General features: G+C 64.3%; 10 protein-coding genes. 6 read left to right on the top strand and 4 right to left on the bottom strand.

What is annotated here, in order from left to right:
* Positions 1-13 precede the first annotated feature (13 nt).
* Both HX881_RS12955 and HX881_RS12950 read left to right on the top strand, forming a co-directional pair.
* Positions 14-1,741 carry an autotransporter assembly complex protein TamA gene (locus HX881_RS12955; RefSeq protein ID WP_177084829.1) on the top strand — a complete coding sequence of 576 codons (1,728 nt, stop codon included), beginning with the start codon at positions 14-16 and terminating at the stop codon, positions 1,739-1,741.
* Positions 1,738-5,412 carry a translocation/assembly module TamB domain-containing protein gene (locus tag HX881_RS12950; RefSeq protein WP_177084827.1) on the top strand — a complete coding sequence of 1,225 codons (3,675 nt, stop codon included), beginning with the start codon at positions 1,738-1,740 and terminating at the stop codon, positions 5,410-5,412. Before HX881_RS12955 ends, HX881_RS12950 begins: the two co-directional genes overlap by 4 nt.
* A 152-nt stretch (positions 5,413-5,564) precedes the next feature.
* On the opposite strand, the gene HX881_RS12945 is transcribed toward HX881_RS12950, so the two are convergent.
* Positions 5,565-6,557, bottom strand: a complete 993-nt coding sequence (locus HX881_RS12945; protein WP_017125819.1) for an aldo/keto reductase — start codon at positions 6,555-6,557, stop codon at positions 5,565-5,567.
* 108 nt (positions 6,558-6,665) lie between these two features.
* Here HX881_RS12945 and HX881_RS12940 point away from each other — a divergent pair, with 108 nt between their 5' ends.
* Together HX881_RS12940 and HX881_RS12935 are read left to right on the top strand one after the other, a co-directional pair.
* Positions 6,666-7,577, top strand: a complete 912-nt coding sequence (locus HX881_RS12940) for a LysR family transcriptional regulator (RefSeq protein ID WP_017125820.1) — start codon at positions 6,666-6,668, stop codon at positions 7,575-7,577.
* A 356-nt stretch (positions 7,578-7,933) separates the two neighbouring features.
* The gene (locus tag HX881_RS12935; protein WP_017132048.1) at positions 7,934-8,122 is read left to right on the top strand and encodes a hypothetical protein; all 189 of its coding nucleotides are present in this window, start codon (positions 7,934-7,936) and stop codon (positions 8,120-8,122) included.
* A 3-nt stretch (positions 8,123-8,125) separates the two neighbouring features.
* Here HX881_RS12935 and HX881_RS12930 read toward each other — a convergent pair whose 3' ends face one another.
* A complete protein-coding gene (locus HX881_RS12930; protein WP_017125822.1) occupies positions 8,126-8,503 on the bottom strand; it encodes a fe2+ zn2+ uptake regulation protein in 378 nt (125 codons plus the stop codon).
* Positions 8,504-8,802: 299 nt separating this feature from the next.
* On the opposite strand from HX881_RS12930, the gene pvdQ reads away from it, so the two are divergent.
* Positions 8,803-11,151 carry a bifunctional acylase PvdQ gene (gene pvdQ / locus HX881_RS12925; protein ID WP_177084825.1) on the top strand — a complete coding sequence of 783 codons (2,349 nt, stop codon included), beginning with the start codon at positions 8,803-8,805 and terminating at the stop codon, positions 11,149-11,151.
* Positions 11,152-11,295: 144 nt separating this feature from the next.
* Here the strand turns inward: pvdQ and HX881_RS12920 are convergent, their stop codons facing one another.
* Together HX881_RS12920 and HX881_RS12915 are read right to left on the bottom strand one after the other, a co-directional pair.
* Complete coding sequence (locus tag HX881_RS12920; protein ID WP_177084823.1) at positions 11,296-12,294, bottom strand: FecR family protein; 999 nt, start codon at positions 12,292-12,294, stop codon at positions 11,296-11,298.
* A 140-nt stretch (positions 12,295-12,434) separates the two neighbouring features.
* On the bottom strand, positions 12,435-13,349 hold the full coding sequence (locus tag HX881_RS12915) for a LysR family transcriptional regulator (RefSeq protein WP_177084821.1): 915 nt from the start codon (positions 13,347-13,349) through the stop codon (positions 12,435-12,437).
* 85 nt (positions 13,350-13,434) lie between these two features.
* On the opposite strand from HX881_RS12915, the gene HX881_RS12910 reads away from it, so the two are divergent.
* Positions 13,435-14,361, top strand: coding sequence for a carbon-nitrogen hydrolase family protein (locus HX881_RS12910; RefSeq protein WP_017125825.1), 927 nt, complete (start codon positions 13,435-13,437; stop codon positions 14,359-14,361).
* Positions 14,362-14,369 lie beyond the last annotated feature (8 nt).

The raw sequence follows: 14,369 nt of genomic DNA, 5'->3' as shown, positions 1-14,369 counted from the left end.
AGCATCCGCGCTTATGACGTTTTCAGGAAGATTCACCAGCGGCTTGCTCCTGCTTTTGTGCAGCATGACGGCGCTGGCACAAAGTGAACTCGATGTTCGGGTCAAACCGGCCAACGATGAGTTGAAGTCCAATGTGGAAGGTTACATCGGTAGCCTCGGCAATCGTGGCGAGCGTGGGCTCGAGCGTTTCAGCCGGGGGGCCGAGGAGCAGGCGCGAAAAGCCGCCCAGGCCCTGGGCTACTACCAGCCGCGGATAGAAACCGAGGTCGAGGGCGGCAAGACGCCGCGCCTGATCCTCACCATCGACCCCGGCGAACCGGTGCGCCTGCGCAATGTGACCGTGCGCATCGAGGGGCCGGCCACCAGCCTGAAGGCATTCCGCGTGCCGCGCAGCGATACGCTCAAGCCCGGCGCCGTGCTCAATCATGGTCATTACGAAGACGCCAAGCGACTGATCCAGAACCAGGCCTCGCGCTACGGTTTCTTCAGCGGACGCTTTACCGCGCAGAAACTCCTGGTCGACCCGCAGGCCGGTGTCGCCGATATCGAACTGGTCTACGACAGCGGCCCGCGTTATGCCCTGGGCCATGTGCATTTCGCCGGTGACACGCCGTTCGACGATGACCTGTTGCAACGCATGGTGCCATTCAAGCCCGATACCCCGTACGACTCCGAGCTGATCGCCGAACTCAACCAGGCCCTGCAATCGAGTGGTTACTTCGAGGGTGTGCGGGTGGACGCCGCACCGACCGCCGCCACGGCCCGGGTGATTCCGGTGGAGGTCCAGTTGCAGACCCGCAAGCCGCGCACCATGGGCCTGGGCCTTGGCTATTCGACCGACGTCGGCCCGCGGGGCAAGGCCAACTGGACCCGCCACTGGGTCAATGGCGAGGGTGACAGCTACGGTATCGAAAGCGAAATCTCCGCGCCGCGGCAGAACGTCGGCATCTGGTACGACCATCCGCTGGATCCGCCACTGACCGACAAGCTGCGCTGGGCGGCCGGCTATCAATATGAAGAACTGGCCAACACCGACAGCCTGAGCAAGCTGCTCACCGTCGGCCCGGAATGGCACAGCAAGCTGCCCAGCGGCTGGCAGCGGGTGATCTCGTTGAAATGGCAGCGCGAAGAGTATCGCCTGGGCGATGACTCCGGCCTGAGTACCTTGCTGATGCCGGGTGTCAGCTACTCGTACCTGCGTAGCGACAACCGCATCGACCCGCATGACGGCTATCGCCTGCAGTTCGATGCCAAGGTCGCCAAGGAGGGCCTGGGCTCGGACAACAACCTGTTGTACGGCACCGCCATGCTCAAGGGGCTGACGACGGTCCTGGACAAGCACCGTTTCCTCGGTCGGGTGCAATTCGGCGGCAGCGCCACCAACGGCTACAAGTCGGTGCCACCGTCCTTGCGCTTCTTTGCCGGTGGCGACCAGAGCGTGCGCGGCTACGAATACCAGAGCCTGTCCCCGGAAAACGACCAGGGCGATCGGATCGGTGGCCGCTACATGGTGGCCGGCAGTCTCGAGTACCAGTATTCCGTGGCTGACAAGTGGCGCATCGCGACCTTTGTCGACCAGGGCAATTCGTTCAATACCCTGGACTTTCCCAGCCTCAAGACCGGCGTCGGCATCGGCGTGCGCTGGGTTTCGCCGGTTGGTCCGATCCGTCTTGACCTGGCCCATGCGCTGGATGATCCCGGCGGTATCCGTTTGCACTTTTCAATGGGGCCTGAGCTGTGAAGCGTGGTTTGAAAATCGCCGGCCTGGTGTTCCTCGCCGTCCTGCTGCTCGTGGCGGCGCTGCTGGGGCTGGTGCTGGGGACCCAGTCCGGCAGCCGTTGGGCGCTGGCCCAGGTGCCGGGCTTGAGCGTGGAGAATTTCCAGGGGCGTCTCGGCGGGCAATGGAGTGCCGATCACCTGCTCTGGCAGCAGGACGGCAGCAAGGTCGAGCTGCTGCAGCCGCGCTTCGACTGGTCGCTGCCGTGCCTGGCGCGGTTGAACCTGTGTATCGATCAACTGGATGTCGAGCGGGTCGAGCTGCACTTCGCGCCGGGCGAGCAAACCAGCAGCGGGCCGCTGACCTTGCCCGAGCTGAAATTGCCCGTGGCGATTCGCCTGGGGCAGGTGCGGATCGGCAGTCTCCTGCTGGATGGCAGCGAGCAGTTCAAGGCGTTGCAACTGGCGGCGCGCTGGGCGGACAACGGTCTGCAGATCGACACCCTGCACCTGCAACGCGATGACCTGAACCTGGAACTGTACGGGCAATTGCAGCCGACCGGTAACTGGCCACTGGCGCTGCGGGGCAAGTTGCTGCTGCCGGCACCCGGCGCCACGCCGTGGTCGCTGGCCCTGGATATCCAGGGCGACCTGCTCAAGACCTTGCGACTCAAGGCCGACAGCAGCGGTTACCTGCAAGGGCAACTGACGGGGGAGTTGCAGGCCCTGGCGGAAAACCTGCCGGCGCGGGTGAAGATCACCGCCGACGGCTTCAAGGCCAGCGCCGACCTGCCGGATACCCTGCAACTCAATCAGCTGGAACTGACCGGCAACGGCGACCTGAAGAACGGCTACCAGTTGCAGGGACAGGCGACCCTGCCGGCCGAGCAGGGGCCGATCGGCCTGGCGCTGCAAGGCCGGGTCGATGCCAACGGCGCGCAGATCGCCGCGCTGGACCTGACGGCCAGTGCCGACCAGCGCCTCAAGGTCAGCGGGCAACTGGACTGGCACCAGGGCTTCAGTGCCGACGCCAATGTCGACTGGCTGGATTTCCCCTGGCATCGGCTGTATCCGCTGATCGATGAACCGGCGGTCAAGGCGCGGACCTTTATCGGCGAAGTGCATTACACCGACGGCAACTACCTGGGCAATTTCAAGGCTGACCTCGACGGGCCAGCGGGCCGCTTCAACCTGCTCAGCCCGTTCAGCGGCGACCTGCAGCAGATCGCCCTGCCGCAATTCGAACTGACGGCGGGGCAGGGCAAGGCCAGCGGTTACCTGAAGTTGCAGTTTGCCGACGGCGTGGCCTGGGATACCGCGCTGGACCTCAGTGCGCTCAACCCGGCTTACTGGCTGGCGGAACTGCCCGGCACCCTGGCCGGGCCGTTGCGCAGCAAGGGGCAGTTCAAGAACGGGCAACTCGACCTCGCGGCCGATCTCGATCTCAAGGGCCGGCTGCGCGGGCAACCGGCGGTGCTCCAGGCCAAGGCGGCCGGGACCGGCGAGCAGTGGAATCTCGGCGCCCTGGATATTCGCCTGGGGGACAACCGCATCACCGGCAACGGCAGCCTGCAACAGCGCCTGGCCGGCCAGCTCGACCTCGATATGCCGCGTCTCGGCCAGCTCTGGCCGCAGTTGCGCGGACAGTTCAAGGGGCGGGTCGATCTCGCCGGCAGCCTCAGGGCGCCCCAGGGCAAGGTCAGCCTGCAAGGGCAGCAACTGGTGTTCGCCGACAACCGCCTGCAGAGCCTCAGCCTCGAAGCCAACCTCGACGACGCCCAGCGCGCCCGTCTCGAACTCAAAGGTAACGCGATCAAGCTCGGGGAAACCGACCTGGGCAACCTGCTGGTCAATGGTCAGGGCGATCTCAAGCGCCAGCAACTGCAACTGGATCTGCAGGGGCCCCTGCTGAAACTGGCCCTGGGCCTGGACGGTACGCTGGACCAGGGCAACTGGCGCGGCCGCCTGGCCTCGGGCGACGTGCAGACCGGCGGCCAGGACTGGAAACTGCAGAACCCGGCGAAACTGGAGCGGCTGGCCGATGGTCGGTTGACCTTTGGTGCCCATTGCTGGATGTCCGGCGACGCCAGCCTGTGCGGCGAGGACCAGCGCCTGATGCCAGAGCCCAAATTGCGTTATCACCTCAAGCAATTCCCCCTGGAAAGCCTGGCGCAGTGGATGCCCCGGGATTTCGCCTGGCAGGGCCGGCTCAACGCCGACCTGCAACTGGACCTGCCGGCGGGCGGGCCGAAAGGCCAGATCGTGGTCGACGCCAGTGGCGGCACCTTGCGCATCCGCGAGAAGCGCCGCAAGTGGCTGGACTTCCCCTATGAAACCCTCCGCCTGACCAGCAACCTGACGCCTCGGCGGGTCGATACCCATCTGGATTTTCGCGGCGGCAAGCTGGGCGAACTGACCCTCCAGGCGCAGATCAATCCGCTGGCGAAGAACAAACCCCTGAGTGGCGATTTTCGTCTCGGCGGGCTCGACCTCACCGTGATCCGGCCTTTCGTGCCGATGGTCGAGAAACTGGCCGGGCGCCTGGACGGCAGCGGACGTTTGTCCGGTGGCCTGCTGGCGCCGCAGGTCAACGGCAACCTGAGCCTCAGTGGTGGGGAAATCTCGGGGCCGGAACTGCCAACCACGATCAGCGACCTGCAGATCCAGGCGCAGATCGCCGGCGAGAACGTGCAGCTCAACGGCACCTGGAAGGGCGGCGAGTCGGGGCAGGGCAGCCTGGGCGGGCATATCGGCTGGGCTGACGCGCTGCTGGTGGATATCGCGGTCAAGGGCGCGCAATTGCCAGTGACCGTCGAACCCTACGCGACTCTGGAAGTCGCCCCGGACCTGAAGATTTCCATGCGCGGCGACAAGCTGGCGATCGTGGGCAAGGTCCTGGTGCCCAAGGGCGAAATCACTGTGCGCGAGTTACCGCCGTCGACCGTCAAGGTGTCGGACGACACGGTGATCGTCGGACACCAGACCGAAGAGGGCAAGACCCCGCTGGCCATCGCCATGGACATCGATGTCGTGGTCGGCCAGGACAAGCTGAGCTTCAGCGGCTTCGGCCTCACTGCGAACCTGGCGGGGCAGGTGCATATCGGTGACAACCTCGATACCCGTGGCGAGTTGCGGCTCAATGACGGACGTTACCGGGCCTACGGCCAGCGCCTGACCATCCGCCGCGCGCGCCTGCTGTTTGCCGGCCCGGTCGACCAGCCGTACCTGGATATCGAGGCGATCCGCCAGACCGACGATGTGATCGCCGGGATCCGCCTGAGCGGCAGCGCCGAGCAACCGACCACGCAGATTTTCTCGGAACCGGCCATGAGCCAGGAACAGGCCTTGTCCTACCTGGTGCTGGGGCGTCCGTTGAGCACCACCGGGGAAGACAACAACATGCTCGCCCAGGCCGCCCTGGGGTTGGGCCTGATGGGCAGTTCGTCGGTGACCTCGGACCTGGCGAAGAACCTCGGCATCCAGGATTTCGAGCTGGATACCCAGGGCAGTGGCAACAACACGGCGGTGGTGGCCAGCGGCAAGATCACCGAAAAGCTCAGCCTGCGTTACGGCGTAGGCGTGTTCGAACCCGCCAATACCATTGCCTTGCGCTACCTGCTGAGCAAGCGCGTGTACCTGGAGGCGGCGAGTGGCGTGGCGAGTTCGCTGGATATCTTCTACAAGCGGGATTTCTGAGGGGAGGAGCCGGCAGGCGCAGGAGCGCCGGGCCAGCTCCCACAAGGGCTATGGCGCGCCACTGATTGAATCTGTGGGAGTCGGCTTGCCGGCGAAGGCGCCCTGACAGACACCGCAAGGCCCAGGGGCCTCTTCGCTGGCAAGCCGTTTGCTCAGCGGTTGAGGCTGCTCATCGCCGCCTCGGGGTAACGGGTGCCCGCCGCCGCATTTGCCGGGAAAACCGCCTCCAGCGCCTGCAGTTCAGCCGTGCTCAACTGCACGTCCAGTGCGCCGACATTCTCTTCCAGGTACTTGCGCTGCTTGGTCCCGGGAATCGGAATCAGGTAGTCGCCCTGGGCCAATACCCAGGCCAGCGCCAGTTGCCCGGCGCTGACCCCTTTCTGCGCGGCCAGTGCCTGCACCTGCGCAACCAGTTGCAGGTTCTTCGCGAAATTCTCGCCCTGGAAGCGCGGGCTGGTGCGACGGAAGTCGTCGGCGGCAAAGTCGTCCGGGGTTTTCAGCGCTCCGGTGAGGAAGCCCCGGCCCAGCGGGCTGTAGGGTACGAACGCAATGCCCAGTCGTTGGCAGGCCTGCAGGCAACCGTTGTCCTCCTGGTCGCGGCTCCACAGCGAGTATTCGCTTTGCAGCGCGCTGATCGGATGGACCTTGTGCGCGCGTTCCAGGGTCGCCGCCGAGGCTTCGCTCAGGCCCAGATAACGTACCTTGCCGGCCTTGACCAGTTCGGCCATGGCACCGACGGTTTCCTCGATGGCCACGTGCGGATCGATACGGTGCTGGTAGTACAGGTCCAGGGTTTCGATGCCCAGGCGCTTGAGGGTACCGTCGATGGAGCTGCGGACATACTCCGGCCGGCCGTTGACCCCGCGCAGGGAGGGATTGGCCGGGTCGCGCAGGATGCCGAACTTGCTCGCCAGGAATACCTGGTCGCGCTTGCCGGCGATCGCCTTGCCGATCAGTTCTTCGTTGCTGTAGGGACCATAGATATCGGCGGTATCCAGCAGGGTCACGCCCAGCTCCAGGGCGCGGTGCAGGGTGGCGACGGCTTCGCCGGTGCCGCCGGTGGTATAGAAATCGCTCATGCCCATGCAGCCCAGGCCGATGGCGGAAACCTGCGGGCCGTTCCTGCCCAGTTGACGAGTGTGCATCGTTGGCGCTCCTGTACGAAAGATTGCCCATTGTGGTCCTCGACAAAAGCGCGATAAACCCGTTAAAAGTGCTATCACTGTTCGTATTTTCTAAATAATGGATCGCTGATGGACCGTTTCAACGCCATGCGCGTATTTACCCGGATCGTCGAGCTGGGCGGTTTCGCCAAGGCTGCGGACAGCCTGCAACTGCCCCGTGCCTCGGTGACGATCCTGGTCAAGCAGTTGGAGGCGCACCTGGGAGTGCAGTTGCTGCGCCGTACCACCCGCCAGGTCAGCACCACCCTCGACGGCGCGGCCTATTACCAGCGCTGCGTGCGCCTGCTGGCGGACCTGGAAGAAACCGAGGCGGTGTTTCGCGCCACGCGCCTGAATCCGCGCGGCACCTTGCGGGTCGACATGCCGGCGGCCATCGGGCGGCTGATCGTGATCCCGGTGCTGCCGGAGTTCACCGAGCGTTATCCGCTGATCGAGCTGGAGATCGGTCTCAACGACCGCCCCGTGGACCTGATTCGCGAAGGCATCGATTGCGTGTTGCGCGGTGGCGGGGTGCTGGACGACTCGCTGGTGGCAAGGCCGCTGGTGACGGTCGAACAGGTGATCTGCGCCAGCCCGGCCTATCTGCACAAGCACGGCGTGCCCGACTCGCTGGAGGCGCTCTCGGCCCATCGGATGGTCGAGTACTTTTCCAGCGCCAGCGGCAAGCGCTATGGCCTGGATTTTCTCCACGACGGTCAGTTGCAGGCCCTACACCTGGCCAGGCAGGTCGCGGTCAGCAGCGCCGATGGCTACCTGGCCGCCTGCGAAGCCGGATTCGGCCTGGCACAGATTCCGTACTACCACGTGGTCGAGCAATTGCGCGATGGTCGACTGTGCGAGGTGCTGCCGGGGATAGCGCAGCCGGGCTTGCCGCTGTCCGCCCTCTACCCGCCGCATCGCCAGTTGTCCCAGCGGGTGCGGGTGTTCGTCGATTGGCTGGTGGAGGTGTGTGCCCGGCCGGGCATCGGTTTCCAGCGTTGAGGGGCAGGGGCCTGAAACGAAACGGGTGAGCCGCAGGGCTCACCCGTGGATGTCAGCGATGGTAGTAACCGGGACCGCCTCCGTAATAACGGTGGTCATGCCAGCCACCACCGCCGTGGGGAAATATGATGCAACCGCTCATGGACAACATGAGCAACACAGGAATCAGCAGTGTGATTCGACGAAACATGGACACATCCTCATGGTTGAAGCCGGGAAGCGAAAACTCTTGCCCGGCTGTATCATGAGACTGCGTTTGGCCCGGCTTATTCGGCGAGCGCTGTAGGCGCTTGGCATGAATGCCGATACAAACCCGATACAATTTTCCGTTTCAGGCTTTTTTCAGGACGCACGCAATGACCCAGGCACAACGTTTGAAATACTCGATTCTGATCGTCCTGGTGGTGCTGGGGATCATGTTCGGCCTCACCTACCTGCAGAACACCGGCGTGATCAGCGAGAAGCTGTTCCAGTACATCGCCATCGGCGTGGCGGTGGTCGTGGTGATCATCAACGGCGTGATGCGTCGCAAGGTCAAGCCCTGACCCTCAATCCTGCTGTTCCAGCGCCGCCAGGGCGTCCGGATGCAGACTGTAGCTCTTGTCCGTGTTGAGCACCACGACACCTTCGCTGCACAAGCGCTTGAGCACTTCGCGCACGCTGAGGAAGGACAACGGAATGTCCAGCTCCAGCAGATGACTGTGGACGCCGCGCACGCCCAGGCGGCGCTGGCCGTTGCCGGCGTCGAGCAGGGCATCGATCACCTTCAGCCGGATCAGGCTGGTGCGCAAGCCGAAGTGCTTGAGCAGTTGGCGAATACGCTCGTTGCCATTGCGCTCGGCGGGTTTGGCAAACATGGCGCCCGAGCTGTAGGTAGGATCGCGTTGCAAGGAAATACCGTCCGTTGGCCTGTGCTGGTCGTACATGCAAAAACTCCTTTTCAGAGCCTGATCAGGAAAGTGATGTCTGCTCTCGCTTGTTAAGACGAACGAGACGGATAAATCATGAAGCCCCGAATGTAGAAAATTTGTCGCTATCAGGTCGCAGGCATGTCGAGGCGCTGAACCGCAGCTGTCCGGTCGACTAAATTCCGCGTGCGGCATTCGTCTTTATGGGCAGGCATCGGCTGCCCGTTGCTTTTCCCCGTGGGCGCCGGTTTTTCCAGGCGCCCGTTCGTGTCATGTCTCGCGCTGCCTGGTACTCGATTGTTCTATCAGGAGTCTGCGTGATCACTTCCCGGCCATTTTCCAGGTGCTGCCTTGCAACGTTGCTGATCGGCCTGAGCCTGGGCGCCCATGCCCGTTCCGCACACAGCGAATTGAGCGCCGATATCCGTCGCACCACCTTCGGTGTCCCGCACATCCTGGCGAGCGATGAACGGGGCCTGGGCTATGGCATCGGTTACGCCTATGCCCAGGACAACCTGTGCCTGCTGGCCAACGAGATCGTCACGGTCAACGGCGAGCGCTCGAAGTATTTCGGCCCCGAGGCGCTGACGGTCGAACAACGGGAAAACCTCACCAGCGACCTGTTCTTCAACTGGCTCAACACGCCGGCGGCGGTTTCGGCGTTCTGGCAGGCGCAGAGCCCGGAGATCAGGCAGCGGGTCGAGGGGTATGTCGCCGGCTACAACCGGCAGTTGCGCGAGCGCCAGGCCCAGGGCCTGCCGGCGCAGTGCCAGGGTGACTGGGTGCGACCGATCACCGTGCTGGACCAGGTCAAGCTGACCCGGCGCCTGCTGGTCGAAGGTGGTGTCGGTCAGTTCGCCGAAGCGCTGGTGGCGGCAACGCCGCCCGAACAGACCGCACAGGTGCCATCGATGGCCTTCGAGCTGGCTGCCGAACGCATGCAACGGTTCGCCCTGGATCGCGGCAGCAACGGCGTGGCGGTCGGACGCGAGCGCTCGTTCAACGGTCGTGGCCTGCTGCTCGGTAACCCGCATTTTCCGTGGGTCGGCGGCATGCGTTTCTATCAGATGCACCTGACCATTCCCGGTCAGCTCGATGTGATGGGCGCCGCGCTGCCCGGCCTGCCGCTGATCAATATCGGCTTCAGCCAGCACCTGGCCTGGACCCACACGGTCGACACGTCCAAGCATTTCACCCTCTATCGACTGCAACTCGACCCCAAGGACCCGACCCGTTATCTGCTCGATGGAAAATCCACGGCCATGGATAAGCGCCAGGTGACTGTCCAGGTTCGCCAGCCGGATGGCAGCCACAAGGCGGTCTCGCGGGTGGTCTACAGCTCGGTGTTCGGACCGGTGGTGCAATGGCCCGGCAAGCTCGATTGGAACCGTCAGGTCGCCTTCAGCCTGCGTGATGCCAACCAGGACAACGACCGCGTGCTGCAGCAGTGGTACGCGATGAACCGGGCCGGCAGCCTCAAGGCCTTGCAGGCGGCGGTGCACAAGATCCAGGGGATTCCCTGGGTCAACACCCTGGCGGTGGATGACCAGGGCCGGGCGCTGTACATGAACCTGTCGGTGGTGCCTTATGTGGACGCCGCCAAGCTGAGCGAATGCAGTGACCCGCGGGCCGGCACCGAGCTGATCGTGCTCGATGGATCGCGCCGCGGCTGTGCCTGGAGCGTGGCGGCGAACGCCGCGCAGAAGGGGATCTTCCCGGCGGACCGGCTGCCGCAACTGGAGCGCGGCGATTACGTGCAGAACTCCAATGACTCGGCCTGGATGGTCAATCCGGCGGCGCCGCTCAAGGGTTTTTCGCCGGTGATCAGCCGTGACGGCCAGCCCCTTGGCCAGCGTGCGCGCTTTGCCCTCGATCAACTGGCGCGCCTGAACCAGGCCGGGCCGGTCAAGGTCGAGGATCTGCAGCGGATGGTGATGGACGACCAGGTCTACCTCGCCGGCCAGGTGCTGCCGGACCTGCTGCAGTTCTGTGCCGCCGACCTGGGCGCGGACGCCACGGCCCTGATACCGCTGTGCGACAGCCTGAAGAGCTGGGACCAGCACGCCAACCTGCAGAGTGGCCTGGGTTTTGTGCATTTCCAGAATGTCATGGGGCAGTTGTTCGAGAGTGGCGATATCTGGCGGGTCAAGTTCGATCCGGCCGATCCGCAGCACACCCCGCGCGGACTGGACATCGAGCAGGCCGACGTGGCCAGGGCCGTGCGCGAAGCGATGCTGGCGTCGGTCGAGAGCGTGAACAAGGCGGGGCTGAAGGCCGATACGCAGTGGGGCGATGTGCAGCAGGTCAGCCAGGGCGGGCAACCGGTACCGGTGCATGGCGGGCCGGCCACGCTGGGGGTGTACAACGCGATCCAGAGTGTTCCCGGCGAGGACGGCAAGCGCGAAGTGGTCAGCGGCACCAGCTACCTGCAGGTGGTCAGCTTCGACGACAACGGTCCGCAGGCCCAGGGCCTGCTGGCGTTCTCACTGTCCAGCGACCCGGCTTCGGCGCATTTCCGCGACCAGACCGAAGCGTTCTCGAAGAAGGCCTGGAGCGTGCTGCCGTTTACCGAGCAGCAGATCAAGGCCGACAAGCAGTATCGCTTGCAGGTGATCAGCGAGAAGCATGAATCAGCGCCTGTGGGCGGAAAGCTGGCGCGGGAGTAACAGCACCTGTGACGAAAGGCTGGTGTGACGATCGTTCCCACGCTCCGCGTGGGAATGCCTCTCTGGACGCTCTGCGTCCGATGTTGTGACGCAGAGCGTCACAGACTGCATTCCCACGCGGAGCGTGGGAACGATCAACGACTGTCAGGTCCGCGGCTTGTCCCGGGGAATCGAATTGAGCACCGGATTGCCGTCCTTGTTCTGGGTCAGGTAGACCGGCAGTACCTTGGGCAGCGATGTGACCAGCTTTTTCACCTCCCCGGTGCTGTAGATCCCACCGATGCGGATCGCCCCGGTGGCCGGGTCCGCCAGCAATACCGGGCTGCTCAGGTAGCGGTTGATCAGCGGCAGGGCGTCGCTCAGGCTCAGGTTGTCGAGGACCAGCTTGCCGTTGCGCCAGGCCAGGGAGGCGTCGTTGGCGTAGGTCTGGCTGATCTGCGGCTCGTAGTCGCCAGCCTTGTAGCGCGCCTGCATGCCCGGATCGAGGCGATAGCCGCCGGGTTGGCTGGTGTCGCTGCTGACCAGGACCGAGCCCTGGAGCAGGGTCACGCGGACCTGGTCTTCGTACATCCAGACATTGAAGCGGGTCCCGGTGACCCGGATCTGGCCCTTGGCGGCCTTCACCACGAAGGGGTGTTCGGTGTCATGGCTGACGTCGAAAAAGGCCTCGCCCTTTTTCAGCGTGACCCGTCGTTGATTCTTGTAGTTGCTGTAGGTCAGCTGGGTGCCGAGGTTCAATTCCACCTGGCTGCCGTCGGCGAGGGTGACGCGCTCGACCTGGCCCCTGGCCTCGAAGCTCTGGTAGGAGCTGGGCACCCAGCCAAGGTTCCAGCCGATATAGCCGGCCAGCGGAATCGCCAGCAGGCTGACGGCGGCAGCGACCCCATAACGTGGCCAACGGCGGTGCCTGACCGGCAACGGGATCACCTCGGCTTCGACCGGGCGGGGCAGGTGATCGGCGACTTCCCAGATCTCCAGCATCGCCTCGTATTCGAAGGCATGCAGCGGGTCAGCCTTGAGCCAGGCGTCGAACTGCGCGCGCTCGGCCACCGTGCAATCCTGCTCATGCAGCCGCATGCACCAATGCGCGGCGGCATCAGTGATCGCATCGTACTCGGCTTCGGAGAGGATCGGCTCTGTCATTGACTCTTCCCTATTTCCTACATTCTAACCTTCCCTGGCACTTGCCGAGAACAGTAGATGGCAAATGCATATCAGTTCGGCTCGAGTTTTTCACCAAACGGCCCGGTAAAACAGCCCCCCTCGCGGATTTTCATGATGGTTCATGTGATGTGAAAACATTGCAAAATCGCTGCTTGCACCTGGGTCACGGCCGGATCGAGCGACGCACTGGTACGCCAGCCCAGTTCGATCGGGTAGTGCGGCAGCGCCATGGGGCAGGGCAGCAGGCTCAGTCCGCTCAGTTCGGCGATGGCCCGTGCCGCGTGGCCGGGAATGGTCGCCACTGCCTGGCTGCCCCGGAGCAGATGGGGCAATGCGGCGAAATGGCTGGTCGAGGCGCTGACATGACGGCTCAGGCCGAGTCCGGCCAGCGCTTCGTCGGTGATGCCGATAAAACCGCCGGACGACACCAGGATGTGGTCGCGGGCCACGAACTGCTCAAGACTCAGGCGGGTCTGCCCGGCTGCCAGGCTTTGCGGGTCGACCAGGCAGCCATAATCGCCTTCCCCCAGCACTCGCCGGCTGAGCAGGCGTTCGGCGAAACCGCCGGCGGTGATGGCCAGGTCGAAATGGCGTTGCATCAGCCCTTCGCCGACGATCTGGCTGTGGGTCTGGCGAAAGATCAGGCGCAGGCGCGGTGCCTGCACGGCGATCAGTTCCATCAGACGTCGGCCGTAGGCGATTTCGAAGTCGTCCGACAGCCCGATGATCACCGAGCGACCCTCGTAGTGCTGGGCATGCGGATCCACCAGGGCCAGGCTTTGCCGGCATTTGTTCAGGGCTTCGCTGATCACCGGCTTGAGCTGGTTGGCGCACAGGGTCGGGGCCAGTCCGCGCCCGGTACGAACGAACAGCGGATCGCCGTAGACCTCGCGCAAGCGCCGCAGGGCGGCACTGATGGCCGATTGCGTGACACCCAGGCGCACGGCGGCGCGGCTGGCGCTGGATTCGTCGTGCAGGGCCTCGAAGACCTTGAGCAGGTTGAGGTCGAGGGTCTTGATATTCGTCTTGTTCATATCATTCAGTGATGAAGTGGGCTTTATTCATGATCCGGTTCGCCACGACAATCTGCAACACGCATTCATTCCCGGAGAACAGCCCATGTCCAAGTCCATCGTCGCCGCGTTGCAAATCGGTTCCCTGCCGGGAGGCAAGGGCGAAACCCTGGAGCAGATCCTGGGCTATGAAGCCGCGATCACTGCCGCCGGTGCCAGCCTGGTGGTGATGCCGGAAGCCCTGCTCGGTGGCTACCCGAAAGGCGAGACTTTCGGCACCCAGCTCGGTTATCGCCTGCCGGAAGGACGCGAGGCGTTCGCCCGTTATCACGCCAATGCGATCGATGTGCCGGGACCGGAAACCGAGGCCTTGTGCGGCTTGTCGGCGCGCACCGGGGCCAACCTGGTCCTCGGGGTGATCGAGCGCAGCGGCCATACCCTGTATTGCACCGTGCTGTTTTTCGATCCGCAGCAGGGCCTGGCAGCCAGGCATCGCAAGCTCATGCCCACCGGCACCGAGCGGCTGATCTGGGGCAAGGGCGACGGTTCGACCCTGCCGGTGCTGGAGGGCAAGGCCGGGCGTATCGGCTCGGCGGTCTGCTGGGAAAACTACATGCCGCTGCTGCGCACCGCGATGTATGCCAAGGGCGTGGATATCTGGTGTGCACCCACGGTGGACGAGCGGGAGATGTGGCAGGTATCCATGCGGCATATCGCCTGCGAGGGGCGCTGTTTTGTGGTCAGTGCCTGCCAGGTCCAGCCGTCACCCGCCGACCTGGGCCGCGACATCGCCAACTGGCCCGCCGAGCGTCCGTTGATCAACGGTGGTAGCCTGATCGTCGGTCCCATGGGCGATGTGCTGGCCGGGCCGCTGGTCGGTGAAGCCGGCCTGCTCGTGGCCGAGATCGATACCGCACAGTTGGTCCGCGCCCGTTATGATTTCGACGTCACCGGCCACTATGCCCGTCCGGACGTGTTCGAATTGCAGGTGGACGAGCGGGCCAGGCCGGGCGTGCGTTTTCTCCAGGATTGAGCGACTGG

This window comes from Pseudomonas gingeri (genome assembly GCF_013386115.1).
Lineage (GTDB): Bacteria > Pseudomonadota > Gammaproteobacteria > Pseudomonadales > Pseudomonadaceae > Aquipseudomonas > Aquipseudomonas gingeri.
Note: the sequence above shows the minus strand (reverse complement) of the source record. Positions and strands in the feature narration are given on the sequence as shown.

Bases quoted from the DNA above. Each gene is read 5' to 3' on its own strand.
- HX881_RS12930 (WP_017125822.1), bottom strand. From the start codon at position 8,503: ATGTACGACCAGCACAGGCCAACGGACGGTATTTCCTTGCAACGCGAT.
- HX881_RS12935 (WP_017132048.1), top strand. From the start codon at position 7,934: ATGACCCAGGCACAACGTTTGAAATACTCGATTCTGATCGTCCTGGTG.
- HX881_RS12955 (WP_177084829.1), top strand. From the start codon at position 14: ATGACGTTTTCAGGAAGATTCACCAGCGGCTTGCTCCTGCTTTTGTGC.
- HX881_RS12940 (WP_017125820.1), top strand. From the start codon at position 6,666: ATGGACCGTTTCAACGCCATGCGCGTATTTACCCGGATCGTCGAGCTG.
- HX881_RS12910 (WP_017125825.1), top strand. From the start codon at position 13,435: ATGTCCAAGTCCATCGTCGCCGCGTTGCAAATCGGTTCCCTGCCGGGA.
- HX881_RS12915 (WP_177084821.1), bottom strand. From the start codon at position 13,349: ATGAACAAGACGAATATCAAGACCCTCGACCTCAACCTGCTCAAGGTC.
- HX881_RS12920 (WP_177084823.1), bottom strand. From the start codon at position 12,294: ATGACAGAGCCGATCCTCTCCGAAGCCGAGTACGATGCGATCACTGAT.
- HX881_RS12945 (WP_017125819.1), bottom strand. From the start codon at position 6,557: ATGCACACTCGTCAACTGGGCAGGAACGGCCCGCAGGTTTCCGCCATC.